Here is a 26,954-nt window from a genome sequence, read left to right on the forward strand (position 1 = left end):
CCCGCGCCCGGGCGCGGGCGCTACAGCTTCTCCACCATGCGGGCCACGATCTTGGCGCAGTGGTGCGCGGCGGCGCGCTCGAAGGCGGCGTAGTCGCCGGTCTGGCCCTCGGTGCCGGGCTTGTCGGAGATCGCGCGCACCACGACGAAGGGCACGCCGTTGAGCGTGGCCGCCTGGGCGATTGCCGCGCCCTCCATCTCGCAGCACAGGCCGCCGAAGGTCTCCACGATGCGACGGCGGTCCCCCTCCGCGGAGATGAACTGGTCGCCGGAGGCCACGCGGCCCGGCAGCGCGCGGACCTCGGGCGCCACCTCAGCCGCCGCAGCGAGCGCCGCCTCGCGCAGGCCGGCGTCGGCCACGAACTCCGGGCGCTCCCGGCCGGGGATGAGCCCGGGCGCATAGCCGAGCGGGCCCACGGTAAAGTCGTGCTGCACGCAGTCGGTGGCCACCACGAGGTCGCCGATATCGAGCGCGCCGGCATCCAGCGAGCCGGCGATGCCGGTGTTGATAAGGTGCGTGCAGCCAAAGCGGTCGCAGAGCACCTGCGCGCAGATGCCGGCGTTGACCTTGCCGATCCCGCACTTCACGACCACCACGTCCTTCTCGCCGAGCCGGCCGGAGAAGAAGTCCATGCCGGCCACGGCCTGCGCCTGCGCGCCCGCGAGCCGCCCGCGCAGCAGCTCGACCTCCACGTCCATCGCGCCGATGATGCCGATCTTCATGATGTTCCTCCCTTGGTGCGGCTTCCGGACGCTTTGGGCCCCCAAACCGTCCACAACCTGCACGCTTTCGTAATAGGTGCGGCTTCCGGACGTTTTCTACCCGAAAACCGTCCGGAACCTGCTCGTCTCTTGGTTAGGTGCGCCTTCCGGACGCTCTTCTCGCCCGGCGAGAAGCGCCGGCAGCCTACGCCTCGTCGGTCGGGTACGTCAGGTGCGCCTCGTCGATGTCCGCCAGCGTGTCCGCCACGTAGCGGCGGGCCCACCAGCGCGCCATCGCGAGGTCGGAGTCGTGCCAGTTGCCGCAGTCGCGCGGCGCGGCGCCGGGGACCTCGCCCTCGAAGTCGCGGACGAACTCGAAGCAGGCGCGCACGAGCGGCGCAACCTCCGCGGACGTTCGCTCGCCCCAGACCAGCAGGTAGAAGCCCGTGCGGCAGCCCATCGGGCCGAAGTAGAGCACCTGGTCGCGCCACGCGGGGTCGTTGCGCAGGTAGGTGGCGCCCAGGTGCTCGATGGCGTGGACGGCCGCGGTGTCCATGACCGGCTCGCGGTTGGGCGCGGTCACGCGCAGGTCAAAGGTGGTGACGACGGAGCCCGTGGCCGGGTCGCGGTCCACGCGGCTCACGTAGACGCCCGGCTCGAGCGCGAGGTGGTTGACGGTGAAGCTGGCGATCTTGTCCATGGGGCCTCCCCAGGTCGCGGGTTCTTCTCGCCGTTTAGTGTAGCCGGTCGGGCGCTGGCGAGAAAAACATGGGACAAACTGGAGGCGGCCCCGTGTCCTAGGTGAGGGCCCGAGAGAGACGAGAGGGGCGGCGATGGTGCGACGGGTGGTGAGAGACGACGCGTTCCTGCGGCGCGCGATGCGCGACCACGGAGCGGTGGTGCTGCGGCTGGCGCTTGCGCAGACCGGCTCGCGGGCGGACGCGGAGGACGTCTACCAGGACGTCTTCGTGGCGCTCGCGTGCTGCGAGACGGACTTCGCCGATGACGACCACCTGCGGGCGTGGCTGCTGCGCTCCACCACGAACCGCTGCCACGACCTCGCGCGCTCCTGGTGGCACAGGCACGCGCAGTCGTTTGACGCGCTCGCGCTCGAGGTCGCGCAGGACGATTCGGATGAGGGGACAGCCATTGCCCCCGCAGAGCTCTGGGCCGCGGTCCAGCGCCTGCCGGAGCGCTACCGGGCCGTCGTCCACCTGCGCTACGTTGAGCAGCTGCCGGCGGACAAGATCGCCGCGGCGTGCGGCATCAGCGAGTCGGCCGTGCGCACGCGCCTCTCGCGCGCGACTCGGAAGCTGAGAACCTACCTGGGAGGTACAAGATGAGCGAGAAGAACCTGGAGCAGATGGACCGCCTCTTTGCGGGGGTCGAGCCCACCGACGAGCTCAACGGTAGGGTCATCTCCCGCGTGCACGAGCTGAGGGCCGCCCAGGAGGCCGGGGCGGCGACGGGCGGGCCGTTCGTGACGCGCCGCGTGGCGCTTGCGGGGGCGGCGGGATGCGCCGTGATGGCGGGGCTGGCGCTGGGGCTGCCGGCGCTTCTCAGCCCGACGTCGGACGACAACTCCTTTGGGCTTGCCATCGCGCGGGCGACCGAGGACGAGGGTGCCGTCGCCGTGACCTCGGGGCCGGACGGTCTCATGCCCTACGAGAACGACACGCGACCGTCCTTTCACCTCAAGCTCAACCTCGGCGCAACGGGCGCGGGCATCGGCTCGGTCACGTACCGCGTGGAGGGAAGCCCCGTCCTAACCATAGAGAACCCGAGCGTGCACGATCCCCAGACGGAGTATCCGGCGGTGACGCTGGCGCAGGGCTCCGTCCAGCCCGTCTACGAGAGCTATGACTCCGGCAACCCAGAAGTCGGGCGGGGGCAGACCCACGACATGTTCGTCATAAACGCATGCGACTCCATCACCGTGGACTACGCGCAACGCGAGGGCACGAGCGACTACCAGCCCACCGAAGACGTCTCGAACTTCATCGGCGTGGATGGAGGGGACGGCATCTGGGAGAGCGATCCCACGCTCCAGCTCATGAAGGCGTGGCTCGACGCCGTCGTGCTCCCCATCCCCGGCACCGAGGACGGTCCGGCCGAGGGAGAGACGGTCGAGGAGTTCCGCGAGCGCGCACGGGCCCTCGCCGCCGAGGTCATGCCCGAGCGAGAGGCTCTCCACCAGGCGTATCTCGACTCCTTCAATGCCATCGCCGCGGACGACGCCACGTTCTACGCGTGGCTGCGCGACATCTACGTCACGGGCTTCGAGCTGGCGGCCAGCCAGCTCGCCGAGGCGCGCCTCGTGGCGGAGGTGACGTTTGCCGACGGCTCCACGACCACGTGCGCCTACCGCATCGCGCTGGCGGACGGCTACGAGCAGACGCTCGCCGACCGCTTTGACGCGCTCTGCGAGCTCGACGGCAACGCAGGCGTCGAGCGGGCGCGCAGCGAACGGCTCCCGTGGACCGACCTGCCCACCCCCACCGACGAGCAGGCGGCGGCCGACCCGCGCCTGTCCGCGCCGATCTTCGTGATCGAGGACGTCACGGGGGCGTAGGCGCAAAGCGACACCTTGGGCGAGAAAAACGTCGCCGCGTGCCTACTTTGCGGAACCGTAGGCGCACGGCGACACTTTGGGCCGCAAGACTGTCGGTTGGCTCCTACACCCTACAGCGCGTTTGCCAGCCAGTCGCGGCCGGTGAGCGCGCGGACCACCGCGTCCTGGGCAGCCGAGAAGATCACGCCGGGCAGCACGTGGATCTGGACCTCGCCCTGGGCGCCGTAGGCCGTGAAGGCCGTGAAGATCACGCCGGTCTCGAAGGCCGGGTCGAGCTGGCCCTCCAGGACGCGCAAGACGACGTCGCGGACCTCGGCCTCGACAGCGTCGAGGTCGGCGCCCGGCACCACCACCAGAGGCACCGTGCAGCACCCGACCGTCCAGTCCGTCACGTGAGTGAGCGCCGTGGAGCTGAGCACGGAGTTGGGGATCACCTGCACCGCGCCGCCGCGCGTGCGCACCGTGGTGGAGCGCCAGCTGACGTCGGTCACCTCGCCGGTCACGCCGGCCACGGTCACCTGGTCGCCGGGCTGGACGGCCTTGCTGAGCATGATGCTGATGCCGCTCACGAGGTTGGAGATCGTGTCCTGCATGCCCAGGGAGACGGCCAGCGACACCACGCCGAGCCCGGTGATGATGGCGTCGGGCTTGAAGCCGAAGACGGGCTCGACCACGCTGAGCAGCGCGAGCGCCCAGATGAGCACGCGCACGATGTTGATGAAGATGGAGGCGCTCGGCAGGCTCGAGGCGTCCAGCGCGCGGCGCATCAGGCGTACCACCACGCGCTGGACCACCAGGGCTGCCACGACGGCCACGGCCAGCATGACCGCCTTGCCCACGAGCGCCCCGACGCTTACCTGAAGCCCGAAGATGTCCATGCCGTCCTCTTATCCCTCGATCTTCACGATGGGCGCGAAGCCCTTGAGCAGCTTCTTCGTCTTGCCCGTCCGCGTGAAGCGGACCTCGATCGTGTCGACGGAGGCGGCGATCACCACGCCCGGGCCAAAGGTCTTGTGCGAGACCTGGTCACCCGGCGAGAAGGACGCGGCGGCACGGGCGGCGTCGGGACGGGGCCCGGCCGGCGCGACGCGCGGCGCCGCGGTGGGGCGAGAAGAACCTCCCGTCGAGCGCGTGCGCGACCCGAAGACGTTGCCCCCGTAGACCTCGGAGCCGCGCCCGCTGCCGAAGGTGCCGTGGCGGTCGCCGCGCTTCTCCCAGCCAACCCCGGCAAAGCCCGAGGAGCCCACGCCCACGCGCTGCACGTCGGCGGCCGGAATCTCGTTCAGGAAGCGGCTCGGCGGGTTGGCCTGCACGGAGCCGAAGGTGCGACGCGTGGTGGCGTGCGTGAGGTAGAGCTTCTTGCGGGCGCGCGTGATCGCCACGTAGGCCAGGCGACGCTCCTCCTCCACCGCGGACGGGTCGCCCTCGTAGGAGGTGTGCGGGAAGATGCCCTCCTCCATGCCGGCCACGAAGACCACCGGAAACTCCAGGCCCTTGGCCGAGTGAATCGTCATCATCGTCACCGCGTGCGTCTGCCCCGCAAGCGCGTCGAGGTCGGACCTCAGCGCCAGCCACTCGATGAGCGCCGGCAGCTTCTCCGACGCCACCGGCGGCCTAAACGCCGACGGGCCCGGGGAGACGTTCCCGACGGGCTCAGCGCTCGCTTCGCTCGCTCGCTGCGCGAAGTCGCCCGCTGGGAACGTCTCCCCGGGCCCTCCAGCATCGAGCGCCCCGGCGCGGCGCAGCTGCTCCAGGCTCTCGAGCGTCTCCACGGCGTCGTGCGTCTCGTCGAACTCGGCCGCGACGCCCATGAACTCCTTGATGTTCTCGATGCGGCCGTCCGCCTCCACGCTGTGCTCGGCCTCGAGCGCGCGGATGAGGCCGGAGCGGTCCACGATGGCGTCCACCACGTCGGCAAGCTCGCCGGTGAAGTGGCGCCCCGCCTCGATCGCGCCCGTGAACTCCGCGAGCGCCGAGCGCACCTTGGCGCCCAGAAGCCCGCTCTCGGCCACCGCCATCTCGCACGCCGAGAAGAACGAGATGCCCTCGTCGGCCGCGAGCTGGCGGATCTTGTTGATCGAGGTGGTGCCAATGCCGCGGCGCGGCGTGTTGACCACGCGCAGGGCCGCCACGTCGTCGTCCGGGTTCACCACGAGCTTGAGGTAGGCCATCACGTCGCGGACCTCGGCGCGGTCGAAGAAGCGCGTGCCGCCCACGATCTTGTACGGCACGCCCGCGCGCAGGAACATGTCCTCGAGGATGCGCGACTGCGCGTTGGTGCGGTAGAAGACGGCCATGTCGTCGTAGCTCGTGCCGCCGTCGTGGAGCTTCTCGATCTCCGAGCCGATCCAGCGGCCCTCGTCGCGCTCGTCGGAGGCCTGGAACACGCGAATCTTCTCGCCGTCTCCGGCGTCGGTGAACAGGCGCTTGGGCTTGCGGCGCGCGTTGTTTGCAACCACGGCATTGGCGGCGGCCAGGATGTGGCCGGTGCTGCGGTAGTTCTGCTCGAGGCGCACCACGCGGGCGTCGGGGTAGTCCTTCTCGAAGTCGAGGATGTTCTGGATGTCCGCGCCACGCCAGCTGTAGATGGACTGGTCGTCGTCGCCCACGACCATGAGGTTGCGGTAGCGCGCGGCCAGAAGGTTGGTGATCGCGTACTGGACGTGGTTGGTGTCCTGGTACTCGTCCACGCTGATCTGGCGGAAGCGGTCCTGGTAGCGCTCCAGGACCTCGGGGTGGCGGCTCAGCAGCTCGAAGGTCTTGACGAGAAGGTCGTCGAAGTCCAGGGCGTTCGCCTTGGCGAGGCGCGTGTCCAGCGCGCGGTACACCCGCCCCGCGGCCCGGTCGGCCGGGTTGGACGAGCTCTCCAGCTCCTCGGGGCCCACGAGCGCGTTCTTGGCCGCGGAGATCTTGGCGCGCACGCTGTTGAGCGGGAACTGCTTGGAGTCGATGTCCAGGTCCGCCATGATGCTCTTGACCAGGCGGCGCGAGTCGTCGTCGTCGTAGATCGTGAAGTTGGGGCGGTACCCGGCGAGCTCCGGGTCCTCGCGCAGCATGCGCACGCACATGGCGTGGAACGTGCAGACCCACATGCCGCGCGTGCCGCCCGGCAGCAGGGCCTCGAGGCGCTCGCGCATCTCGGCGGCGGCCTTGTTGGTGAAGGTGATGGCGAGCACCTGCCACGGGCGTACGCCCTCGTCAGCGATCATGTGGGCGATGCGGTACGTGAGCACGCGCGTCTTGCCCGACCCAGCGCCCGCGAGCACCAGGAGCGGCCCGCGGGTGCACTCGGCCGCCTCGCGCTGTGCGGGGTTGAGCCCGGCGAGGTCGATGGTCGGGGCGGCGGACGCGGCGCCGGCAAAGAGGGTCTGCTGGTCGTAGGTCATGTGACTCCCAGGTTCTTCTCGGCAGAACTTGTGCCATACGAGTGTAGCCGCACGACCGGACAGAAATGCTCGTGCGGAAAGAAGAACACAAGGGGCCGGGCGGAGGGCGCCGTCGGGCGGGCTATGGCCGTCGCCTGCCCGTCACGCCGGCTGCGCGCGGCGCTACTTCCCCTCGTCGGAGTCGCCGATGGTGATGTCCTTGTCGTAGGTGAGACTGTAGGCGACCTCAAGGCCTCGGAGCAGCTCGCGGGCATCGTGCTCGCCCATCTTCTGCAGCGTCGCGGCCAGGCTCGAGACGCCGCTCGAGCTGTGGTCGTGCGCGCGGCTGTGACCCTTCTCGGTGCAGTAGACGATCACGCGGCGCCGGTCCTGCTCGTCGGGGACGCGACGAACGTAGCCCTTGGCCTCGAGCGAGTCCAAGATCCGCGTCATGCGCGGGCGCGTGTAGCCGAGCCTCTCGGCCAGGTCGGACGGGTTCATCCCGCCGTCCTGACGAGAGAGGTACTCCAGAACCGGGTCCTCCCCCATCGACATGCCGTACGCCGTGCCAATCGAGCCCTTGGCAACGCCCCTCGAGTACATGATGAGCTTTTTCGCTGCGTCCTCGTAGTCCATCGCCGCGCGACTCGTCCTTTCCAGCGAGCTCGCGGGGTTCCAGCCCCCCGCCCCGACATCCGACAGAATGCTAATGGTAGCAACATTTTGCGCGCCGTCCACAGCGTCACCCCCCGAGCATCACCGGAAAAACTTCTCTCGATGCGGCGCCGCCTCAGCCAAGAAGCGAGAAGATCGTCCCGGCAAAGCCGTCATGGTCGTTGTCGAGCGCCGTCACGTGCGCGGCCGCGGCGCGCACCTCGGCGGGAGCGTTGGCCATCGCCCAGCTCTGCGGGACGGCCCTGAGCATGTCGACGTCGTTTCCCCCGTCGCCGAACGCCGCAGCGTCTCGCTGCGAGATGCCGAGGTGCTCGCAGACCGCGCGAACCCCCCTGGTCTTGCTCGCCTCCCCGCTCATCACCTCGCACAGGGTCGCCGACGAGCGCACCACCGCAAGCGAGGGAAAGGCCGCCCCCACCTCGCGCTCGGCGCGCGCGATGGCGTCGGGCTCGCCCACGAGCAGGAACTTGTGAAGCCCGCGCTCCGAGAAGTGGTCCTCGAGCCTGCCCTCGACCGACCGCACGCCCACGATTCGCTCCTCGCGGACGACGCGGGGGTCGCTGCGGTCCGACGTCACCCAGCTGTGGTAGCCGTAGGCCATGCAGCACACGTCGGGCGCGTCGCAGGCGACGTAGTCGCGCACCTCGAGCGCGCAGCCGAGCGCGATGGGGCAGCTCAGCAGCTCGGCGCCTGCGGAGTCGAGCACGTATGCGCCGCTGTAGCACACCACCGGGCCGGGACGGCCCAGCTGCGCCTGGATTTCCGAGAGCGCCTCGGGCATGCGCGCCGACACGAGCACGAGCGGCACGCCGCGCTCGGCGAGCGCGCGGGCGGCTGCGGCGGTGCGCGGCGTCACGCGGTGCGAGCCGTCGAGCAGCGTCCCGTCCACGTCGGTGAACACGGCCGACGGCAGGCCGCGCACGTCCTTCTCGCTCTCCGTCAAGATGCGCTCCATCTCCATCACCCCTCCGTCCCGCGCACGTGCGCCCGGACGAGCACGGCATCCGATCCGCCGACGTTTTCCACCGTGAAGCGCCCGGTCGCGGCGGGTGCGACGAAGGTCTCCACGCGGTGCACCGCCATGGGCTCGAAGGCCCCCGCGGGGCTCCCCACGACCACCTCGTCGCCCGCGACCAGGTTGAGCACGCTCACCGTGCCGCGCGTGTCGAGAAGGACGCGCGCGCCGGGCCCGATCGTGTAGCGGCGCGTCTCGAGCGGCTCGAGCTCGTGCAGGCCCGTGCGCTCCACCCGCGCCGCGCCGCACGGCTCGTCTACCTCGCGCGCCCGGCCGACCAGGTTGCGCCGCACCCACCCCTCGTCGCGGTCCCAGCGGATGACCCGCCCGCCGTGCTCCAGGTGCACCGGGCGCGGGCGGCCGTCCAGGCCCGTGCGTCCCCAGTCCCAGAGCTTGAACGTGAAGATGTAGGGCGTGGCGCTCACCTCGAGCACCATGGTCCCCGCGCCGGAGCAGTGCACGGTGCCGGCGGGGATGAGGAAGTGGTCGTGGGGCCGCGCGGGGAGGCGGTTCACGTAGCGCTCCGCGTCAAAGGGCTCGCCGCCCGCATTCGCCCGCTCGAGGGCCGCCATCATCTCCCCGGGGTCGACGCCCTCCCTCAGCCCGAGGTAGACGCAGGCACCCTGCTCGGCGTCAAGGACGTAGTAGCTCTCGTCCTGGGTGTAGGCCATGCCGAAGGCGCGCCTGATGTAGTCGGTCGTGGGGTGGACCTGCAGGCTCAGGTTCTGCCCTCCCATGGTGTCCAGCAGGTCAAAGCGAATGGGGAACTCCGCCCCGTAGCGCGCGTAGACCCCCTCGCCCAGCAGGGGAAGGGGGCGCAGGAGCGTGAGGTCCATCGCCGGCACGCGCACCACCGCGTTGTCAAAGGCCAGGGCCAGCGCGTTCTCCTCGGGCACGCCGTCGAACGACCACGCGTAGTTGGGCGCCCCGTCGGGCAGGTCGAACCTCTCGCGCATCCACTGCCCTCCCCAGACGCCCGGGTCAAAGTAGGGCACCGTGCGAAACGGTCGGCTCGACGCCACGTCCAGGGCCTCGGCCAGCGCAGGCCCCGCGACGGCGCGCGGCGACCCGGCGTCGATGGTGTCCACGACAAAGTCAGCCCGGCCGAGCAGACGCGCCTTGTGGCGGTCCGCGAGGCGCCACTCCACGAAGTAGCCGCGCTTGAACTTGCGCAGCGGGTCGTCCCCGCCGTTGTCGCAGCGGTAGTTGGGCATTCCCGCGCGGTAGCGAAGCTGGATCTCCCAGCGCGTCACGTCGCAGTAGACGAGCACGTCTCCCGGGTGCACGAGCGCCGCGCCAAACCCGCACACGACGACGAGCCCGCGCGCCCCTCCCACACGCTCGCGCGCCGAGGCGAGCGATCCGGCGTCCATGAAGTCCTCGAGCTCGCCGAAGCACATGCGCCCGAAGACGCGGTCGTCGGTGAGGAAGGGCTCCATGCGCCGCGTGAGCTCATCGGGCTCGGGAAAGAGCTCGCGGGTGTCGACGAGGACCTCGGGCCGCAGGCGCGCGAGCGCCTCCAGGACCTCGTCGTCGCGGACCCCCGGATAGGAGTCGCACGCCACGACCACGCGGTCCGCGCCCGATAGGCGAAGCGCACCCACGCGCCGCGCGAGCGCGCCCACGAGCGCCTCGTAGCCGAGAAGGACCTCGTGCCCCGGGACCCTCAGCGTTGGGAACCTGTCGTAGCGCCCGGCCACCGTCCCCTACCTCCCCTCGCCCTTCTTCGCGCCCTCGCCGTCGCCCCGCGCGTCGAGGTTCACGCCGGCGGCGTCAAGGATCGCCCTCACGTTGCGCTTGGCGTTGGTGGTCCCCACCTTGAGGACGACCGAGATCGCGGCGCCTACGGCGAGCAGCGCCACCCCGAGCGCGCCAAACCCCGCGCCGCCACCGCCGTAGAAGCCCCAGTACCCCACGATGAAGCCCAGGGCGAGCAGCGAGTAGCCGATGCGCAGCCACACGTTCAGCCGCTGGATGGCATCGGTCTGGAGCTTGGCCTCGCGAACGAGGTCCGCGCGGGTCCAGCCTGAGGTGTCAAGAGCCATGGTCTGTCCTCTCTAAGGCAGGTAGCCCGGGCCGCGCAGGGGAGATGGCGGCCCGGGCAGAAGGAGGTATTCGAGTGGTTCGGTACGGACGTGACTAGGCGGTCGGGGCCGCGATCGTGGCGGCGCCGAAGAAGCCCACGGCGGCGCCGAGCAGGGCGATCACGAGCAGGATGAGCATCGTGACGATGGGGCTCACCTTCTTCTTGGTCATGAGCCACCAGCACAGGATGGTGAAGCCGAGCGGCAGCAGCTTGGGGTAGATGCCGTCGAGCGTGCCCTGGAGCGTGCCGCCGCCGGGCAGGGAGAGCGAGGTGGTGATGGAGACCCACGTCGCGCAGACGGCGCCGATGACCATGGTGCCGATCATGACGATGGAGTCGCGAAGCGCGGTGGCGTTGGGTCCGACGAGCGCCTCGACGGCGGCGCCGCCCAGGTCGTAGCCGCGGTAGTAGGCCAGGCGCATGCCAAAGTAGGCGAGCAGGTTCCACACCACGATGTAGAAGATCGCACCGAGCGGGCTTCCGCCCTCGGAGAGGCCCATGGCGATGCCGAGCAGGATCGGGATGAGCGTTCCGACGATCAGCGAGTCTCCGATGCCGGCCAGCGGTCCCATGAGGCCGGCGCGAATGCCGTTGATGGTCTCGTCGTCGATCGCCTCGCCGTTGGCGCGCGCCTCCTCGAGGCCGACGGTCACGCCGACGATCATGGCGCCGATCTGCGGCTCGGTGTTGAAGAAGGCGGAGTACGTGGTGAGCGCGCGCTGCTGATCCTCCTTCTTGTCGTAGAGGTCCTCGACGATCGGCAGCATGGAGACCAGGTAGCCGAAGGTCTGCATGTGCTCCTGCGAGAAGCACGTGAGGTTGCCGTAGTACCAGTTGCGGAAGGACTTGGCAAGCGCCCTCTTGGAGACCTTCCTGCCGCCCTTGGCGGTGACGGTGTTCTCAGCCATTAGATGTCCTCCTCTTCCTCGTCGTCGGCGGCGGTGAGCTCACCGGAGGCAGCGGCCGCGACGGGACGGTTCTTGAGCGTGGAGATCTGGAAGTTGATGAGCGCAAAGAAGCAGGCGATGGCGGAGCAGGCGATGAGGTTGCAGCCCATGACGGCGGCGAGCGTGAAGCCGAAGAAGAACGTCAGGAAGTCGGTGGGCTTGGAGATGACCTGCTTGAGAAGGATCGCGATACCGACGCAGGGAAGCAGCGAGCCCAGCGCAAAGAGGGTCTTCATGGGCAGGCCGTCCATGGGCAGGCTGTTCATGATGAAGCTCACCATGTCCTGGCCAAAGTAGACGATGACGAACGTAGGGATGAAGGAGCAGACGATGTGGGAGATCCAGGGAAGGACCATGTCCACGAGATAGAGCTTGTGGGTGTCGCCCTTCTCGAGCCACTTCCAGCCCATGCCCTGCCAGGCGAGGTTGATCGTGGCGGTGCCGTAGAACAGGATGGCGCCCAGGGTGCCGCAGGTGGCACCGAGGGTCGTGGCCAGGGCGGCGGCGTCGGCGCTGCTCGGGTCGAGGCCCTGTGCCTTGACGGCCATCATGGCCAGCGGGATGCCGATGTAGCAGGCCGCTCGGACGTCCGCGGAGACGGTGCCGCCCGGGGTGACGAGCGCGATGTAGACCACCTGGATGGCCATGCCCACGATGATGCCGAGGGTCATGTCGCCGAGGATGATGCCGACGACGAGACCGGCGACGAGCGGGCGCCCGAGCGTGTAGTTGCCGATGGACGTGCCGCCGAGGCCGGGCATCGACGCCAGGCAGGCGAACAGGCCGAGCAGCGCCGCCTGGAACACATTGATTACCATACGTACCACCTTTCCGTGAGTGGTGCCCCATGGGGGTTGCCCCCAGGGGACTCTTGCTTGCCAGACGCGACGGCTCCCGGGTCTGCCGTCGCAGAAGCAACGTGGGTGGCCTGACGGATGGGCAGGGCCCGCCCGTCAGGCGCGGGTCCGATCCCTAGAAGCCAAACTGGCCGCGGAACTTGTCCCAGGTTCCCGTCTCCTTGTCGGGGATCAGGCGGAAGTCGACGACATAGCCCTTCTTGGAGATCGCCTCGAGAGCCTCCGCCTCCTCCTGGGTGATGGACTGGTTGTTGCCGATCTTGGTGGTGCCGGGACGGTCGTTGCAGGGGCCGACGATGACGGTCTTGACGTCGTCCGGCACAAAGCCAAAGTTCACGAGGATCTCGGCCATGTCGACGGGGTTCTTGGTGATGAGGAAGTAGCGGGTCTTCGAGTCGCGGACGGTCTGGGCCTTCTCCTTGAAGTGCTCCATTGTCCAGACGAAGGTCTTCTTGTCGGGAGCCGCGCTCTTGTAGGCGCTCTTGAGCACGGGGTTGGACGCCGCGGCGTCGTTCACGGCAATGATGCCGTCGCAGGGATACTCGAGCGCCCAGCGGGTGACGGTCTGACCGTGGATCATGCGGTCGTCGATGCGAACAAACGAAACAGCCATGTTCTTCTCCTCTCGTCGGAGTGCTTGTCTTTCGGCGGGCGCACCCGCCGTCCGTGCCGTGCGAAGCGGTCCTAGAGGTCCTCGTCGTCGTCCTCGGCGGAGCCAAGGTCGAGGGCCATCTCGCTCATCGCCGCCTGCCCCTCCGAGAGCATCGAAGAGCACAGGGCGTCCTCGTCTGCGGACTGCAGGTCCATCGCCGCCGTGAGCGCCATCGGCAGGCTCGCGCCACCGAAGGCGCGGGCGCAGGCAAGAAGGCCGTGCGCTGCGAGGGTGTTGAGCGCGTTGGTGAGCGGGGACCCGCCGATGATGTCGCCGAGGACGAGCACGCGGTCGTCGGACGTGATCGGCGAGATGACGCCCTCGAGCTCGGAGACGTACTCGTCGGCGCCCTCGCCGTCGCGCAGGCTGCAGCTCAGGATGTCGTCCCGCTTTCCCACGAGCATGTCGAGCACGCTGTGCAGGCCGGGCGCAAAGGTTCCGTGACTGACCAGGAGCAGATACCGCATGATTCCTTCCTTCCCGTGGCGCGCGTCGCGGCATGGGGCGACGCGCTGTCAGAGGTTTTCGCTGAAACTGATTGTCTTTATTAACTATTAACGACACAATCAGATGGTTGTCAGCGGTAACTATTCTTCGGTTAACGGTAGCAACTATTCTTTTTGACAGCTATTTCGAGTGGCAATAATCAGCGAGAAGCGCTCTCGACCTGCACCTTTTCTCGGCCGTGGCACCCGAGCGGCCGCCCTGGGCGAGAAAAACGGTGCGGCAAGCGGACGACGGGGCCGCCGTCGGGCGGGCGCGGCCACCGCGGGCGGGCGCGGCCCCCTTTGGTCGGATGCGGCTCCTCGGGCGGGCACGGCCACCTCGTTCGGGCGCGCGATTAACTATTCTCTCGCGTTGCGAAATGCCGCACCGGCGCGCATAGAAGTGCGCGCGGGTTTTGCCCCGGGATGCTCTCAGCCGCTCGCTTCGCTGGAGGATGCATAGGAACTCTCTGCCGTTGCAGATTCTCCCGTCTCGCCGCACAGGAATCGCCGCCCGTATGAGCCCCGCGGCCGACATGCCGACGCGTCCGGGGGCCTCCCTCGGCCGCAGCGCCCATACAAGCGGGATTTGCCAAGCGAGAAGAACCCGATCCCCGCACCGGCGCCCCTACGCCCAGCGCCCCAGAAAGCCCAGCACGCCGTCCCAGTAGCGGCCCGGGTCGGCAAAGACGGAGCAGCAGTGGCCGGCGCCCGGAAAGAGGTGCAGCTCGTGTCCCGTCCCCGCGCCCGCGAGCTCGCGGGCCATGGAGGGCGGCACCACGCGGTCGAGCTCGCCGTGAAGCAGCAGGACCGGCACGCGCGAGCGGGCGATCGCCTCCACCGGGCGCGCGAGGCGCAGGTCGTAGCCGCCGGGCGAGCGCAGGAGGCGGCGGCGCGCCACGTCGAGCAGCGGGTGCGCCGCGACGGGGGGCGTGCCGAGCGAGCCGGACTCCGCCACGTTCTCCGCGACGCGCCAGAAGTCGGAGTACCCCGAGTCCGCGACGCAGGCGAAGACCTGCGGCGGCAGGTCCTTCTCGCCGCAGGCCATGAGGCACGACGCCGCCCCCATCGAGATGCCCATGAGCGCCACGCGCGCGCCCTCCCCCGCCCGGCCCACGACCCAGCGGGCCCACGCCACGAGGTCCCGGCGGTCGAGCCAGCCGCACCCGACCCAGTCGCCCCCGCTCGCGCCGTGCGCGCGAAGGTCGCAGAAGAGCAGGTTGTACCCGGCCTCGGCGAAGCGTCGGGCGTAGGTGAGGCCTGCGCGCCAGTTGTCGTGGAAGCCGTGCACGAAGACGAGCCAGCGCGGGGAGTCCGGGCGGCACGCGAGCACGTGCCCGGCGAGGCGGGTCCCGTCGTCCGAGGTCGCAAAGACGTCCTCGACGGCGGTCGGCAGCCCGTGGAGCCAGCGCCAGGTGCGGTCGGCCTCCTCGGCGCGGTCCCACTCGATGAGCTCGCCCTCGTGCGCGGAGAGCCCCGGCGACATCTCGCGCACGCGCGCGTCGCCGCCCCCGCCCAGGTAAGGGCCCAGCTCCTCGGAGCCGAGGTCTCGCTGCGGGCCGAGCACCGCCGGCAGCAGCCTGCCCACGACCACGGTGGCCCCCAGGCCCGCGCACGCGCGCGCCAGTGCCCGAAGACCGCTCTTGTCGCCCATGTGCGCTCCTTCCGCGTCGACCGCGACCTACAGCGCGGCGAGCAGCGCCTCGCAGCCGGCGAGCACGTCGCGCCACGTGGCCTCGAAGTCCCCGGTGTACCAGGGGTCGGCCACGTCTCCCGGGCGCCCAGTCCAGTCGAGCAGGCGGCTCACCTTGCCGTCCGGGTCCCCCCGCAGGATGCGCGAGAGGCCCCAGGCGTTCTCCGCGTCCATGTAGACGATGTGGTCCCAGTCGCCGTACTCGTCGCGGCGGACCTGGCGGGCACGGTGGCTGCCCACCGGCACGCCCTTCTCGCGCAGCTTGGCCACGGTGCCGTGGTGCGGAGGGTTGCCGAGCTCCTCGGAGCTGGTCGCCGCCGAGTCTATGACGAACTCGTCGGCGCGGCCGGCGCGGCGCACGAGATCGGCCATCACGAACTGGGCCATCGTCGAGCGGCAGATGTTGCCGTGGCATACGAACAGGATGCGGGGCATGCTACCTCCTGCGGTGCCGGCCGCGGCGCTCGTCGGGCATGCTGAGGCGCTGGGAGCGCACGCCGGGCGCCACGGAGCGGCGCTGCCCCACGGCCATCTCGTAGTGCGGCCTCCCGCCCCGGCGCCGCAGCAGGCTCGACGTCACGCCGATCGCCACAAAGACGAGCACGACGCAGGCCACCGCGATCGCCGCGTGCACCGGGTCGGAGAGCCACCACATCACGAAGGCGGGGATCGACAGGCCCATCGCGCGCGCCGCGACAACGCCCACGCTGCCGAGCTCGCGCCCGTCCAGGGAGACCGCGACGGTGCCGAGCGCATCCCCCTGCTCGAGCGGCGCCTGGAAGGAGTCCGTGCCCTCCTCGGTGCCCTCCCAGGCGGGGACGAGCGTGAGGTCGGCGAGCGTGGTCCCGCGCGGGACCGTGGCCACGACCGCGCCCGCGGACTGCGCGTCGACGGCCTCGCCGTCAGTCGAGAGCGTCACGTCGGCGGCGAGCAGCACGTCGCCGGCGCTCACGACCTCGCCGTACTCCCACGCCCCGAAGCCCCAGTCGAGCATCGTGCGCATGTCGTAGAAGTTCTCGGTCACGCCGGAGGCGTCGGCGGCGTCGGACGCGCCGAGCACCACGCCCACGAGGCTCATCCCGTCCTTCTCGGCGCCCACCACGAGGCACTTCCCGGCGTCGCCGGTGTAGCCGGTCTTGCCGGCCGTGACCACGCCGTCCATGTAGACCGGGCTCTCGGGGTCGACGAGCAGGTCGGTGGTGCGCAGCGTGCGTGCAGGGTTGCCGCTCGTCGCGGGGAGGTCCCAGGTGGCCGACCCCGCGATCTCGACGAACTCCGGGTGCTCGGCGGCGGCCGAGAAGATCGTGGCAAGGTCGCGCGCCGTGGTGTAGTGGGCGTCGTCGGGCAGGCCGCAGGGGTTGGCGAAGTGCGTGCCCGTGCACCCCAGCTCGGCCGCCTTCTCGTTCATCATGGCCACGAAGCTCTGCCAGTCGCCGGCGACGTAGCGCGCGAGCACGTAGGACGCGTCGTTGCCCGAGGGCAGCAGCAGGCAGGCGAGAAGGTCGCGCACGCTGAGCGTCTCGCCGGCGACGAGGCCCGCCACCGAGCTGTCGGCGGTGACCTCGTCGAAGTCGGACGCCTCGACCGTGACCTGGTCGTCGAGGTCGGCGTTCTCGAGCACCACGAGCGCGGTCATGACCTTGGTCGTGGAGGCCGGCTCGCGCTGCTCGTCCGCGTTCTTCTCGAGAAGGACCGTACCGGTGACGGGGTCTACCAGAAACGCGGCGGGGCTGGAGAGCTCGGGGGGCACGCTCGCCGAGTAGGAGGCGTCCGCCGCGGCGGAGCCGTCGTCGGCGAGCGCCGCGACCGGCGTCGCCAGCGTCAGGGCGCCGCCGGCGAGCAACGCGGCGAGCGCGAGCGAGGCGAGCAGGGGACGGGCCGTCACCGTTCTTCTCATGTCGATGCCCCCTAGTTGAGCGCGAACCAGACGATGACCGCGACGCCGAGCACGATGCGGTACCAGCCGAACGGCTTGAAGTCGTGACGGCGCACGAAGTCCATCAGGAAGCGTATCACCACGAGCGAGACGACGAAGGCGACCACGCAGCCCACGCCCAGGATCGCCGCCTCCACGCCCGTGAGCGCGTTGCCCGCGAGGAAGAACTTGACGAGGCGCAGGGCGCTCGCGCCGAACATCACGGGGATGGCGAGGAAGAAGGTGAACTCGGCCACGGCGGTGCGCGAGCAGCCCAGCAGCAGGCCGCCGATGATCGTGGAGCCGGAGCGCGAGGTGCCCGGCACCATGGAGAGCACCTGGAAGGCGCCGATGCCGATGGCCGTCTTCCAGTCGAGCTCCTCGAGGGTCTTGACGCGCGCGCCGGCGTCGGCGAGCTCGGAGCGGGTGGGCGGCTCGGCCGGAGAGGCCATGGCGAAGTGCTTGCCGCCCTTCTGGGAGGTGCGCGGCGCGTCGACGGCAACCACGCTCTCGACGCGGCGCTCGCGCACGGTCTCGATCGCGATGAAGGCGACGCCGTAGACGATCAGCGCGGCGGCGATGACGAACGGGCTGCCGAGGTTCTCCTCCATCCAGTCGTTGAGCGGGATGCCGATCACGGCGGCCGGCAGGCACGCCACGATCGTCTTGGCCCACAGCGTCCAGGTGGCGCGCTTCTCGGCCGCGCTCTTGCTCGGCGAGAAGGGGTTCAGCTGGTGGAAGAACATCACGCACACGGCGAGAATGGCGCCGAGCTGGATCACCACGAGGAACATGTTCCAGAAGTCATCCGACACGTCCATCGTGAGGAACTGGTTGAGCAGCAGCATGTGCCCGGTCGACGAGATGGGCAGCCACTCGGTGATCCCCTCGACCACACCAAAGACCGCCGCCTTGACGAGCTCGACTACGTCCACGAGACCTTCCTCCCCCTCGAGTTGCCGCAGGCCGTCATATCATCGCGCGGCGGCGCGGCGCGCGGGCGCGCGAGGCCCTCTCCCCCACCGAAAAACTACGCCGTTTGGCGAGAAGTCCGCCGGGCGGGCGGCGCTTGGGGCATAAGAGAGCCAACCCGCGGCGCAGGCCGGCACGCGGACCAACGTGAAGGGAGTTCCCATGGCCGAAACCACAACCTCCTACCAAGACCTCGGCTACGACAAGATCTTCGTCTCCCTCGACGGCTCGGACGAGCAGGGCAAGGTGCTCGACCGCGCGATCGTCATGGCCGCCAACGACAACGCCGAGCTCTACATCGGCCACGTCATCGACTCCACCGCGCTCGAGGCGGCGGGCACCTACCCGGTCGACATCGTCCCCACGCTCGAGCGGACCTTCCGGGAGTCCATCGCGGACAGGGTGGCGGACGCCGAGGCCGACCCGGACATCCCCAAGGTCGAGGTGCTCGTGCGCGCCGGGCGGATCCGCGAGACCCTCAAGGACGAGATGCTCGACGTCATCGAGCCCGACCTCGTGATCTGCGGCGCCCGCGGGCTCTCCTCCATCAAGTACGCCATCCTCGGCTCCATCTCCACGTTCCTCACGCGCAACACCGACTGCGACACGCTCATCATCAAGTAGCGCGCCCGCGGCCCGGGCATCCCGGCTGCGGGACCCCGGCACCCGCCCCGGAGACGGCGCGCGCGGCGAGAAGAACCACGCGCCCGGCGCCGCCCCCCGCCCCGCCCTGACCCCCGCAGGGCGGGGCGAGTCGTGAAGAAGCCATGAGAGCGGCCGCCGGGTCGTAAAATGGTGACCTGCGTTTCTCTGAAGCCCGCCCGAGCGGGAAGCCCGACCCCGGAGGCCCTCGATCCTTACGCCAACGACACACACCGCTCGGCGCGTCGCCGCCGCGGCCGTGACCGCGACGCTTCTCGCCGCCATCTGCCCCGCCCTCGCCACGCCGACCGTCGCCCGCGCGGACGACTCCCTGACGGAGCTCCAGGGCGTCCAGGCCCAGGTCGCGGAGGCCACCGCGAGCTACGACGAGGCCTCCGCCCGCGTGGCGGAGCTCGAGGAGCAGATCCAGGCCAACGAGCAGCGCGTCGCCGAGATCGAGGCGCAGCTCCCCGGGGCCCGCGAGCAGGCCGCGGACTCCATGCGCACCCTCTACAAGATGCAGCAGGGCTCCGGCGGCCTCGTCGAGATGCTGCTCTCCGCCGAGGACTTCTACGACCTGCTCACCACGATCCAGTACCTCGACGTCATCCAGTCGCACAGCAGCGACGCTGTCGAGGAGCTCGTCGCGCTCTCCGAGGAGCTCGAGCAGACGCGCGACTCCCTCGACGTCCAGATGACCCAGGCCGAGCAGGAGCGCCAGGCCGCGGCCGACGCCCTCGCGACGGCGCAGGCGGCGCGCGCCAGCCTACAGGCCCAGCTCGAGGCCCAGGCGGCGGCCGAGGAGGCCGAGCGCCAGGCGGCCCTCGAGGCGGCCGAGCAGGACGCCGGCCAGAGCTTCGAGACCGAGTCCGGCAACCAGGCCGAGGTCCAGGTCCCCGAGAGCCCCGACCCCGGCACCGTCGACCCCGGCGACGACCGGGACGCCTTCGTCGCCGAGTGGGGCGCGCGCATCGACGCCTACCTCGCCGGCTCCCCGCTCGCCGGCCAGGGCACGACCTTCGCCGAGGCGGCGTGGGAGTACGGCTGCGACCCGCGCTTCTCCCCCGCCATCGCCATGGTCGAGAGCTCGCTCGGCCGCAACTGCTTCCTCCCGCACAACGCCTGGGGCTGGGGCTCCTCGAGCTGGGACAGCTGGGAGGAGGCCATCTGGGACCACGTCCGCGGCCTCGCCACCATCTACGGCGGCCAGCTCACCTACGCCGGGGCCCAGATGTACTGCCCGCCCAACGCGGACCACTGGTACACGAGCGTCCTCGCCAACATGGAGCGCATCTAGCCGCGCGCCTGCTTCGCGCGCCAGTCCGACCTGGCGCGTCCCGCCCGGCGCAAACCCCGCCCGACCCGGCATCTCCCACCCCGGTGCGCCGGCACCCGGCGCCTAGGCGCAAAATCCCCGCGATTGGGCGGGATGTTTGATATCGATGCCTCAAACGCGGGGCTCGCGGGCCCTCGCGAGCGTTCTTCTCGACGCATCGTCCCGGCTTTTCCGAGGTAGACGCCCCTCCCGAGGCGCTCGTCTGGCAGCAGCCCCCGGCCCAACATCAAGGATGCCGCCCAATCGCACGCGGTTTCGGACAAATCGGCCGCTCTCCCGAGCGCGACCGAGCGCAAACGCACAATCGCGGGCGTTTCTTGGCAGCCGCGCCCGTTGGCAGCCGCGCCCGGTGGCGGCCGGGCGCGCCCTCGCCCCCTACGCCGTGAGGTACACCATCGCGATGATGAGCGCAAAGCCGACGACCTCCGCCGGCGAGAAGGACGTGCCGAGCCACGCCACCGTGGCGATCGTCGCCGTGACCGGCTCGATCGTGCCGAGCAGGCTCGCGCGCATGGAGCCGGCGTCCTTCACGCCCTGCAGGTAGAGCGCGTAGGCGCCGAAGGTCCCGACGACCACGCACCCCGCGAGCACCGCGACCGCCACGCCGTCGAGCGCCGGCATGTGCTCCCAGGGGCGATAGACCGCCGCCAGGATGAGCCCGGACACGAGAAACGCCAGGCCGTTGACCGTGAAGTTGCCCCAGCGCGCCATCGGGGCCGCGGGCAGAATCGAGAGGCACGCGGCCGCGGCGGCGCAGGCGAGCCCCCAGGCCAGCCCCTCGGCCGGCAGGCTCAGCTGCGCCGGGTTGCCCCCCGTGGCGACGAGGTAGGTGCCCGCGAGCGCGAGCGCCACGCCGAGCGCCTCGCGGCGGCGCGGCCGGCGGCGCATCTTCACGCACACGTAGCCCATCACGAGCACCATGCCGAGGCTCTGCATGATCGTGGCCGTTGCCGAGTTGGTCCAGTCGATCGCCTCGAGGTAGGCGACCTGCGAGAACAGGATGGCCCCCAGGCTCACGCCGAGGATGGCGAGAAGGTCGCGCGGGCTTCTCCACACGCCGGCAAGCTGCTCGCGCCCGCGCGCCGTCACCGCGGCGGCCGCCAGGAACAGCCAGCACGCCGTGAGCTCGCGCACGCAGACGAGCCAGAGGGGGTCGATCGCGTAGGTGTCCATGAGCCACTTCGAGACGGTGCCGTTGAGGCCCCAGAACGTGCCCCCCACGAGCGTCGCCACGATGCCGCGGCGCACGCGCCGCCGCCGCTCGAGGTCCTTCTCGCCCAGCTCCTTTTTCCCGGCCGCCACCGCGGTCCCCCTTTCTCGGCTTTGCCCGCGATAGCCTAGCACGCCGCGGCCCCTCCCAAGGCGCGCGCACGGAATTTGGCCCCACGGCGCCGCACAGGGCCCGAAGCGGGCGAGAAGAACCTCGATGCCGGGGGCTGGCGTGGGGTATCCTCCACTCTATAAACAACGTTCAGGGAGGAACCATGCCAAGCACCGATCCCGCCGCCCCGGCCGAGAAGAGCCGCTTCGCCGCGCCCGACCCCGCGCTCGCCGCGCTCACCCGCCACGCCGGCTTCACCGTCACGCGCGTCGAGCCGCTGCCGGAGATCTCGGGCCAGGCCTACGTCATGCGCCACGACGCCACCGGGGCGCATGCCCTGTGGCTGGCCTGCGCGGACGTGAACCGCGCCTTCGCCATCAGCTTCAGGACGCCGCCCGCCGACGACACGGGCGTCTTCCACATCCTGGAGCACTCGGTGCTGTGCGGCTCCGAGCGCTACCCGGTCAAGGAGCCCTTCGTCAACCTGCTCAAGACGAGCATGCAGACGTTCCTCAACGCCATGACCTTCCCCGACAAGACCATGTACCCGGTGGCCTCCACCAACGTGGCCGACCTCGAGAACCTCATGGGCGTCTACCTCGACGCAGTGCTGCACCCGGCCATCTACGAGCGGGAGCGCATCTTCGAGCAGGAGGGCTGGCACCTCGAGGCGGACGACGAGGGCCGCCTCTCCTACAACGGCGTCGTCTTCAACGAGATGAAGGGCGCCCTCTCCGACCCGGACGACGTGCTCTACCAGGAGCTCAGCCGCGCCCTCTTCCCCGACACCGCCTACGGCCACGAGTCCGGCGGCAACCCGCGCGCCATCCCCACCCTCACCTACGAGGCCTTCCTGGACTCCCACGCGCGCCACTACGCGCTCTCCAACAGCTACGTCGTGCTCTACGGCGACCTGGACATAGACCGCGAGCTCGCCTTCGTGGACGAGCGCTTCCGCGGGGCGACCGATCGCGGGGCCGGCGCGCCCAACCCGCTCGCGCTGCAGGCCCCCGTGCGCCCCGCGCGCGTGGAGGTGCCCATGGCCACGGCGCCCTCCAACTCAGAGATCGGCCTCTCCTACGTGCTGGGCACCGCCGCGGACCGCACGCGCGTGCTCGCCGTGGACGTCCTTCTCGACGCGCTGTGCGGCTCCAACGAGGCCCCGCTCAAGCGGCGCGTGCTCGACGCGGGCCTGGCCGACGACTTCTCCGCGATGCTCGTGGACGGCGTGCTCCAGCCGCAGGCGATGTTCGTGCTGCGCGGCCTGCGCCCCGGCGCCGGAGAGAAGTTCCGCGCGCTCGTGGAGTCCGCCTGCGCCGAGCTCGCCGAGGGCGGCATCGGGCGCGACAAGCTCGAGGCCGCGCTCTCCCAGGCGGAGTTCAACCTGCGCGAGGGCGACTGGGGCGGCTACCCCGACGGCGTGGCGCTGGCCATCACGGCGATGTCGAGCTGGCTCTACGACGACGAGCGCCCGCTCGACTACCTGCGCTACGAGGACGCCCTGGCCGAGCTCAAGGCGGGTCTTGACGAGGGGCTCTTCGAGCGGCTCCTGCGCGAGCTCGTCTGCGAGAGCGCGCACTGCGCCGAGGTGGAGATCGTGCCCGTCGAGGGGGGCAGCTCCGCCGAGGAGGCGGCCGAGCTCGAGGCGCTCCGGGCGACCATGGGCGAGAAGGACCTCGAGACCGTGCGCGCCGAGGTGGCGGCCCTGCGCGCCGAGCAGGAGGCCCCGGACTCCCCCGAGGCGCTCGCCACGCTGCCGCGCCTCACGCTGGGCGACGTGGAGGCCCCCGCGGCCGAGCCCGCCCCGGCCGACGTGGACGCGCCGCTGCCCTGCATAGCCCACGAGCTGGACACCCACGGCATCGACTACGTCTACCACTACTTCGACCTGCGCCGCCTGGGCTTCTGCGACCTCCCCTACGTGGGCGTGCTCACCGACCTGCTGGGGCGGCTGGACACCGCGCGCCACACGGCCTCCGAGCTCGACACCCTCATCGAGTCCAGCCTCGGGTCCCTGGACTTCTTCTGCGAGACCTACACCCGCGACGCCGACCTCTCCTTCGCCGCGCCCACGCTCGTGGTGGGCGCCTCGGCGCTGGCCGAGAAGGTCGAGGCGCTCGCCACGCTGCCGTCCGAGGTCTGGGGCGAGACGAGCTTCTCAGACCTCGACCGCATCCGCGACGTCCTCACGCAGCGCAAGGTGGGCCTCGAGCAGTACTTCGTGGGCTCCGGGCACACCGCGGCGGCCGCGCGCGCCAACGCGTACTTCTCGTCCGCGGCCGTGGTGGCGGGCGCGATGTCGGGGCTCGACTACTACCTGTTCCTGCGCGAGCTGCTGGACGGCTGGGACGAGCGCGCGGCCGAGCTGCCGGGGCGCCTGGCTGGCCTCGCGCGACGCGTCTTCACGGCCGACGAGGTCGTCGTGAGCTTCACCGGCGCGGCCGCCGACCGCGCGCGGTTCTGGGAGGCCGGAGGCACGCTCGGGCTCCCGTCCGGCGCGGACGCGGCGCACCGCCTGGCCGTCCCCGCGCCCGCGGTGCGCGACGAGGCCTTCGTCATCCCCTCCGACGTGTGCTACGTGGTGCGCGCCCTCGGGACGAGCGCGGCCGACGCCGGCACGCCCGGCTGCTGGCAGGTGGCCTCGCGCGCCCTCTCCTTTGACTACCTCTGGAACGAGGTCCGCGTGAAGGGCGGCGCCTACGGCTGCGGGTTCCGCCACACGCGCGAGGGGCTGAGCGCGCTGTGGTCCTACCGCGACCCGTCCGTGGACGCCACGCTCGCGCGCTACGACGGCGCGGCGGCGTGGCTCGCCGCCTGGGAGCCGGACGAGGATGAGCTCGAGGGCTACGTGGTCTCGACGGTGGCCGCCCACGACGCGCCGGTCAAGCCGCGCGCGCTGGCGCGCCGCCAGGACGTGGCGCGCTTCGGCGGGCGCGAGGGCGGCTGGCGAGACGAGCTGCGCGCCCAGGAGCTCGCCACGACCGCCGCCGACGTGCGCGCCCTCGCGGCCGCGCTCGCAGACCCGGCCGCCGAGCGCGCCGTCTGCGTCTTCGGGGGCCGCGCGGCCGTCGAGGCGAGCGGCGTTGCCTTTGGCTCCGTGACCGAGCTCTGCTGATGGGCGCGGCGTCGCGCGCGGGCGGGAGGGCCCTCGTCTCGCTCGCCGCCACCTGCGCCCTCGTGGCGCTGGCCACGCTCGCGGGCACCCTCATGAGGACGGCGGGGCTGCAGGACGCCGCCGTCGTCATCACCTACGTGCTCGCGGTCATCGGCGTGGCGCTCGTGGCCGAGGGAGGGCTGTGGTGCCTCGTCGCGGCCGCCGCCTCGGTCGTCGCCTACAACTTCTTCTTCGCCGCGCCCACGCTCTCGCTCGCGGCGCTCGACCCGGCGATGCCGGGCACCTTCGCCGTGATGTTCGTCGTGGCCCTCGTCGCCGGCTACCTCGCGAGCCGGCTGCGCTCGCGGGCGCGCGAGGCCGAGGAGGAGCGCCGCCGCACCCAGGCGCTGCTCGAGCTCTCCCGCGCGCTCCAGGGCCGCGCGGGGGCCGCGTCCGTCGTGGACGCGCTCGCGGGCGCCACCGCGCACCTCCTGCGACGCGCCCTCGTCTGGTACCCGGCAGCCGGCGAGAAGGACCTCGGGGCGGCGCGCCCCTACCCGCTCGCCCCCGGGGAGAGCGTGGTCGAGGAGCGCGGCGTCGCGGCCCGCACGCTCGTCAACCGCGCCCCGTGCGGGGCGGCGACGGGCGCCTTCGGCTCGGCAGTCGGCCTCTACGTCCCGGTCGGCGGCGAGGTCGTCCACGGGGTCGCCGGCATCGTGCCCGCCGCAGGGCTCGCCCCCGAGGAGGTCGAGCTCTGGCGCTCGGCCTGCGCGCTCGCCGCCCTCGCGCTCGACCGCATCTCGGCAATCGCCGAGCGCGAGGAGGCCGCCGTGCGCGAGCGCGACGAGCGCACCCGCTCCGACCTGCTGCGCTCCATCTCCCACGACCTGCGGACCCCGCTCACCTCGATATCCGGCAACGCCGACGTCCTTCTCGCCGCGGGCGAATCCCTCGACCCGGAGCGCCGCCGGGAGCTGCTGCGCACCGTGCGCGACGACGCCCGCTGGCTGCGCGCCACGGTGGAGAACCTGCTCACCGTGACGCGGCTCGAGGAGGGCGGGGTGCGTCCGCAGGCGGACTGCGAGCTCGTGGACGACCTCGTGGAGGAGGCGCTCGCCCACGTCGCGGCCGACGACGGGCACGCCGTCACGTTCGAGCGCGACGAGGAGGCGCTTCTCGTCCACGCGGACCCCGCGCTCGTGGTCCAGGCGCTCGTGAACCTCGTCAACAACGCGGTGGCGCACACGCCCCGCGGCACGCACGTCACCGTCAGCGCGCGTCGCGAGGGCGCCCGCGTGGGCGTCTCGGTTGCAGACGACGGACCCGGCATCGCGGACGCCGAGAAGGGCCGCGTCTTCGACGCCTTCCACACGAGCGGCGGCGTCCTCGCGGACGGGACCCGCAGCGTGGGCCTCGGGCTCTCGGTCGTCCGCGCCGTCGCGCGCGCCCACGGCGGATCCGTCACCCTGTCCGACGCCGTCCCGCACGGCTGCGTCATCACGCTCTGGCTTCTCGCCGAGGAGGTACCCGATGTCTGCTGAGCCCCGCGCCGAGGGCGGCGCGCCGCTCATCCTCGTGGTCGAGGACGACGCCGCGATCGCAAGCCTCATCTCCACCGCGCTCGAGACCCGCGGGTGGGTCCCGCTCGTCGCCGGCACGGCCGCGACGGCCATCGCGCTTGCCGCGGAGCGCTCGCCGCAGGTCATCCTGCTCGACCTCGGCCTGCCCGACGCTGACGGCATCGAGGTCGTGCGTCGCGTGCGGACCTGGTCGGAGGGGCTGCCGATCATCGTGGTCTCCGCGCGCGGGGAGGACGCCGACAAGATAGGAGCGCTCGACGCCGGGGCCGACGACTACCTCGTCAAGCCCTTCTCGGTGGGGGAGCTCCTCGCGCGGGTGCGCGTCGCGCTGAGGCGCGCGGGACACGAGGGTGCCGAGGCGCGCGAGGGCGGGGCCGTGCTCTCCAACGGCGCGCTCGAGCTCGACTTCGCCGCGCGCGTCGCGAGGGCGGGCGGCGAGGAGCTGCGGCTCACGCCGCTCGAGTGGCGGGTGCTCGCGCTGCTCGCCAAAAACGTCGACCGGGTCCTCACCCACCAGTACCTGCTCGAGCACGCCTGGGGGACGGGCCAGGTCGGCGACCTCGCGTCGCTGCGCGTGATCATGGCGTCGCTGCGCCGCAAGCTCGAGCGCGCCGGCGCGGCCGGGCTCATCCAGACGCACGTGGGCGTGGGCTACCGCATGCTCCGGGCCGAGTAGCCGCGCCGAGGTTCTTCTCGCCCGGCGCGTTCTTCTCGCCGCCGCTGCCGCACAATTCCGGAATTGTGCGGAGAACGCGTCGCACGACGCGGATTTCTTAAGCGCGAGAAGAACCCCAACAGGCGATTTGCGGCCCCCACACGCCCGGACGGCGCACAATTCCGGAATTGTGCGCCGCGGGGGGCACGGGGCAGTGGGTGCGCCGCGGGGACACCGGCGCCGCGGGGGACACCGGCGCCGGCACCACAAGCTCTCGCCCACCCCTCGCAACCTGCGGCGTTAATACCGTCTTTATGCCATGATACCCCCTATTAACTGCATCTTTATGCTCGCACTGTGACAAATCGACCACATGCCGCCGCGTGGGGCA

At 71.0% G+C, this 26,954-nt stretch carries 24 protein-coding genes; 7 read left to right on the top strand and 17 right to left on the bottom strand.

Going from position 1 to position 26,954, the window contains the following annotated elements; translation table 11 throughout:
- Positions 1 to 20: 20 nt before the first annotated feature.
- A complete protein-coding gene (locus B5F23_RS02830; protein WP_087351590.1) occupies positions 21 to 722 on the bottom strand; it encodes a 5'-methylthioadenosine/adenosylhomocysteine nucleosidase in 702 nt (233 codons plus the stop codon).
- Positions 723 to 906: 184 nt separating this feature from the next.
- Positions 907 to 1,401: an S-ribosylhomocysteine lyase gene (locus B5F23_RS02835; RefSeq protein ID WP_087351594.1), complete on the bottom strand. Its 495-nt coding sequence runs from the start codon at positions 1,399 to 1,401 to the stop codon at positions 907 to 909.
- Positions 1,402 to 1,534: 133 nt separating this feature from the next.
- Here B5F23_RS02835 and B5F23_RS02840 point away from each other — a divergent pair, with 133 nt between their 5' ends.
- Together B5F23_RS02840 and B5F23_RS02845 are read left to right on the top strand one after the other, a co-directional pair.
- Positions 1,535 to 2,044 carry an RNA polymerase sigma factor gene (locus B5F23_RS02840; protein ID WP_087351598.1) on the top strand — a complete coding sequence of 170 codons (510 nt, stop codon included), beginning with the start codon at positions 1,535 to 1,537 and terminating at the stop codon, positions 2,042 to 2,044.
- Complete coding sequence (locus B5F23_RS02845) at positions 2,041 to 3,273, top strand: hypothetical protein (RefSeq protein WP_087351601.1); 1,233 nt, start codon at positions 2,041 to 2,043, stop codon at positions 3,271 to 3,273. The genes B5F23_RS02840 and B5F23_RS02845 overlap by 4 nt, the downstream gene beginning before the upstream one ends.
- Before the next feature lie 110 nt (positions 3,274 to 3,383).
- Here the strand turns inward: B5F23_RS02845 and B5F23_RS02850 are convergent, their stop codons facing one another.
- From B5F23_RS02850 to B5F23_RS02915, 14 genes are all read right to left on the bottom strand, one after another.
- Positions 3,384 to 4,151 (bottom strand): mechanosensitive ion channel family protein, encoded by a 768-nt coding sequence (locus B5F23_RS02850; protein WP_087351604.1) that lies wholly within the window; start codon positions 4,149 to 4,151, stop codon positions 3,384 to 3,386.
- 9 nt (positions 4,152 to 4,160) lie between these two features.
- Positions 4,161 to 6,659: an ATP-dependent helicase gene (locus B5F23_RS02855; RefSeq protein ID WP_087351607.1), complete on the bottom strand. Its 2,499-nt coding sequence runs from the start codon at positions 6,657 to 6,659 to the stop codon at positions 4,161 to 4,163.
- A 162-nt stretch (positions 6,660 to 6,821) separates the two neighbouring features.
- Positions 6,822 to 7,274, bottom strand: coding sequence for a MarR family winged helix-turn-helix transcriptional regulator (locus tag B5F23_RS02860; protein WP_087351609.1), 453 nt, complete (start codon positions 7,272 to 7,274; stop codon positions 6,822 to 6,824).
- 154 nt (positions 7,275 to 7,428) lie between these two features.
- Positions 7,429 to 8,274 (bottom strand): Cof-type HAD-IIB family hydrolase, encoded by an 846-nt coding sequence (locus B5F23_RS02865; protein WP_087351612.1) that lies wholly within the window; start codon positions 8,272 to 8,274, stop codon positions 7,429 to 7,431.
- Entirely contained in the window at positions 8,274 to 10,028 is a 1,755-nt protein-coding gene (locus B5F23_RS02870) for a class I mannose-6-phosphate isomerase (protein ID WP_087351614.1), read from the bottom strand. The genes B5F23_RS02865 and B5F23_RS02870 overlap by 1 nt, the downstream gene beginning before the upstream one ends.
- A gap of 6 nt (positions 10,029 to 10,034) precedes the next feature.
- Positions 10,035 to 10,373 carry a hypothetical protein gene (locus tag B5F23_RS02875; RefSeq protein ID WP_087351617.1) on the bottom strand — a complete coding sequence of 113 codons (339 nt, stop codon included), beginning with the start codon at positions 10,371 to 10,373 and terminating at the stop codon, positions 10,035 to 10,037.
- Between the two features lie 94 nt (positions 10,374 to 10,467).
- Positions 10,468 to 11,322: a PTS system mannose/fructose/sorbose family transporter subunit IID gene (locus B5F23_RS02880; protein WP_087351620.1), complete on the bottom strand. Its 855-nt coding sequence runs from the start codon at positions 11,320 to 11,322 to the stop codon at positions 10,468 to 10,470.
- Positions 11,322 to 12,179 (bottom strand): PTS mannose/fructose/sorbose/N-acetylgalactosamine transporter subunit IIC, encoded by an 858-nt coding sequence (locus B5F23_RS02885; protein WP_087351622.1) that lies wholly within the window; start codon positions 12,177 to 12,179, stop codon positions 11,322 to 11,324. The genes B5F23_RS02880 and B5F23_RS02885 overlap by 1 nt, the downstream gene beginning before the upstream one ends.
- Before the next feature lie 154 nt (positions 12,180 to 12,333).
- On the bottom strand, positions 12,334 to 12,831 hold the full coding sequence (locus tag B5F23_RS02890; protein ID WP_087351625.1) for a PTS system mannose/fructose/N-acetylgalactosamine-transporter subunit IIB: 498 nt from the start codon (positions 12,829 to 12,831) through the stop codon (positions 12,334 to 12,336).
- Between the two features lie 71 nt (positions 12,832 to 12,902).
- Positions 12,903 to 13,337 (bottom strand): PTS sugar transporter subunit IIA, encoded by a 435-nt coding sequence (locus B5F23_RS02895; protein ID WP_087351628.1) that lies wholly within the window; start codon positions 13,335 to 13,337, stop codon positions 12,903 to 12,905.
- Positions 13,338 to 13,983: 646 nt separating this feature from the next.
- Entirely contained in the window at positions 13,984 to 15,009 is a 1,026-nt protein-coding gene (locus B5F23_RS02900; protein WP_087351631.1) for an alpha/beta hydrolase, read from the bottom strand.
- Between the two features lie 27 nt (positions 15,010 to 15,036).
- The gene (locus B5F23_RS02905; protein ID WP_087351634.1) at positions 15,037 to 15,483 is read right to left on the bottom strand and encodes a low molecular weight protein-tyrosine-phosphatase; all 447 of its coding nucleotides are present in this window, start codon (positions 15,481 to 15,483) and stop codon (positions 15,037 to 15,039) included.
- 1 nt (position 15,484) lies between these two features.
- Complete coding sequence (locus B5F23_RS02910; RefSeq protein ID WP_087351636.1) at positions 15,485 to 16,945, bottom strand: D-alanyl-D-alanine carboxypeptidase family protein; 1,461 nt, start codon at positions 16,943 to 16,945, stop codon at positions 15,485 to 15,487.
- A gap of 11 nt (positions 16,946 to 16,956) precedes the next feature.
- Positions 16,957 to 17,898, bottom strand: a complete 942-nt coding sequence (locus B5F23_RS02915; protein ID WP_087351638.1) for an undecaprenyl-diphosphate phosphatase — start codon at positions 17,896 to 17,898, stop codon at positions 16,957 to 16,959.
- A gap of 199 nt (positions 17,899 to 18,097) precedes the next feature.
- On the opposite strand from B5F23_RS02915, the gene B5F23_RS02920 reads away from it, so the two are divergent.
- Both B5F23_RS02920 and B5F23_RS02925 read left to right on the top strand, forming a co-directional pair.
- On the top strand, positions 18,098 to 18,559 hold the full coding sequence (locus B5F23_RS02920; RefSeq protein ID WP_087351640.1) for a universal stress protein: 462 nt from the start codon (positions 18,098 to 18,100) through the stop codon (positions 18,557 to 18,559).
- Between the two features lie 277 nt (positions 18,560 to 18,836).
- Positions 18,837 to 19,874, top strand: a complete 1,038-nt coding sequence (locus B5F23_RS02925) for a coiled-coil domain-containing protein (RefSeq protein WP_241145779.1) — start codon at positions 18,837 to 18,839, stop codon at positions 19,872 to 19,874.
- A gap of 414 nt (positions 19,875 to 20,288) precedes the next feature.
- On the opposite strand, the gene B5F23_RS02930 is transcribed toward B5F23_RS02925, so the two are convergent.
- A complete protein-coding gene (locus tag B5F23_RS02930; protein WP_241145780.1) occupies positions 20,289 to 21,215 on the bottom strand; it encodes a DMT family transporter in 927 nt (308 codons plus the stop codon).
- A 182-nt stretch (positions 21,216 to 21,397) separates the two neighbouring features.
- On the opposite strand from B5F23_RS02930, the gene B5F23_RS02935 reads away from it, so the two are divergent.
- The 3 genes from B5F23_RS02935 to B5F23_RS02945 are packed head-to-tail and all read left to right on the top strand — an operon-like array spanning position 21,398 to position 26,584.
- Positions 21,398 to 24,349: an insulinase family protein gene (locus tag B5F23_RS02935; protein WP_087351643.1), complete on the top strand. Its 2,952-nt coding sequence runs from the start codon at positions 21,398 to 21,400 to the stop codon at positions 24,347 to 24,349.
- Positions 24,349 to 25,869: an ATP-binding protein gene (locus tag B5F23_RS02940; RefSeq protein ID WP_087351645.1), complete on the top strand. Its 1,521-nt coding sequence runs from the start codon at positions 24,349 to 24,351 to the stop codon at positions 25,867 to 25,869. Before B5F23_RS02935 ends, B5F23_RS02940 begins: the two co-directional genes overlap by 1 nt.
- Positions 25,859 to 26,584 carry a response regulator gene (locus tag B5F23_RS02945; RefSeq protein ID WP_087351647.1) on the top strand — a complete coding sequence of 242 codons (726 nt, stop codon included), beginning with the start codon at positions 25,859 to 25,861 and terminating at the stop codon, positions 26,582 to 26,584. The genes B5F23_RS02940 and B5F23_RS02945 overlap by 11 nt, the downstream gene beginning before the upstream one ends.
- The last annotated feature ends 370 nt before the right edge of the window (positions 26,585 to 26,954 follow it).

It is taken from the genome of Olsenella sp. An188, assembly GCF_002160255.1.
GTDB classification, from domain to species: Bacteria; Actinomycetota; Coriobacteriia; order Coriobacteriales; family Atopobiaceae; genus Thermophilibacter; species Thermophilibacter avistercoris.

Coding starts and splice junctions, on each gene's coding strand:
- B5F23_RS02860 (WP_087351609.1), bottom strand. CDS start 7,274: ATGGACTACGAGGACGCAGCGAAAAAGCTCATCATGTACTCGAGGGGC.
- B5F23_RS02885 (WP_087351622.1), bottom strand. CDS start 12,179: ATGGTAATCAATGTGTTCCAGGCGGCGCTGCTCGGCCTGTTCGCCTGC.
- B5F23_RS02850 (WP_087351604.1), bottom strand. CDS start 4,151: ATGGACATCTTCGGGCTTCAGGTAAGCGTCGGGGCGCTCGTGGGCAAG.
- B5F23_RS02840 (WP_087351598.1), top strand. CDS start 1,535: ATGGTGCGACGGGTGGTGAGAGACGACGCGTTCCTGCGGCGCGCGATG.
- B5F23_RS02830 (WP_087351590.1), bottom strand. CDS start 722: ATGAAGATCGGCATCATCGGCGCGATGGACGTGGAGGTCGAGCTGCTG.
- B5F23_RS02835 (WP_087351594.1), bottom strand. CDS start 1,401: ATGGACAAGATCGCCAGCTTCACCGTCAACCACCTCGCGCTCGAGCCG.
- B5F23_RS02945 (WP_087351647.1), top strand. CDS start 25,859: ATGTCTGCTGAGCCCCGCGCCGAGGGCGGCGCGCCGCTCATCCTCGTG.
- B5F23_RS02940 (WP_087351645.1), top strand. CDS start 24,349: ATGGGCGCGGCGTCGCGCGCGGGCGGGAGGGCCCTCGTCTCGCTCGCC.
- B5F23_RS02905 (WP_087351634.1), bottom strand. CDS start 15,483: ATGCCCCGCATCCTGTTCGTATGCCACGGCAACATCTGCCGCTCGACG.
- B5F23_RS02845 (WP_087351601.1), top strand. CDS start 2,041: ATGAGCGAGAAGAACCTGGAGCAGATGGACCGCCTCTTTGCGGGGGTC.
- B5F23_RS02910 (WP_087351636.1), bottom strand. CDS start 16,945: ATGAGAAGAACGGTGACGGCCCGTCCCCTGCTCGCCTCGCTCGCGCTC.
- B5F23_RS02875 (WP_087351617.1), bottom strand. CDS start 10,373: ATGGCTCTTGACACCTCAGGCTGGACCCGCGCGGACCTCGTTCGCGAG.
- B5F23_RS02880 (WP_087351620.1), bottom strand. CDS start 11,322: ATGGCTGAGAACACCGTCACCGCCAAGGGCGGCAGGAAGGTCTCCAAG.
- B5F23_RS02935 (WP_087351643.1), top strand. CDS start 21,398: ATGCCAAGCACCGATCCCGCCGCCCCGGCCGAGAAGAGCCGCTTCGCC.
- B5F23_RS02920 (WP_087351640.1), top strand. CDS start 18,098: ATGGCCGAAACCACAACCTCCTACCAAGACCTCGGCTACGACAAGATC.
- B5F23_RS02890 (WP_087351625.1), bottom strand. CDS start 12,831: ATGGCTGTTTCGTTTGTTCGCATCGACGACCGCATGATCCACGGTCAG.
- B5F23_RS02865 (WP_087351612.1), bottom strand. CDS start 8,274: ATGGAGATGGAGCGCATCTTGACGGAGAGCGAGAAGGACGTGCGCGGC.
- B5F23_RS02895 (WP_087351628.1), bottom strand. CDS start 13,337: ATGCGGTATCTGCTCCTGGTCAGTCACGGAACCTTTGCGCCCGGCCTG.
- B5F23_RS02900 (WP_087351631.1), bottom strand. CDS start 15,009: ATGGGCGACAAGAGCGGTCTTCGGGCACTGGCGCGCGCGTGCGCGGGC.
- B5F23_RS02855 (WP_087351607.1), bottom strand. CDS start 6,659: ATGACCTACGACCAGCAGACCCTCTTTGCCGGCGCCGCGTCCGCCGCC.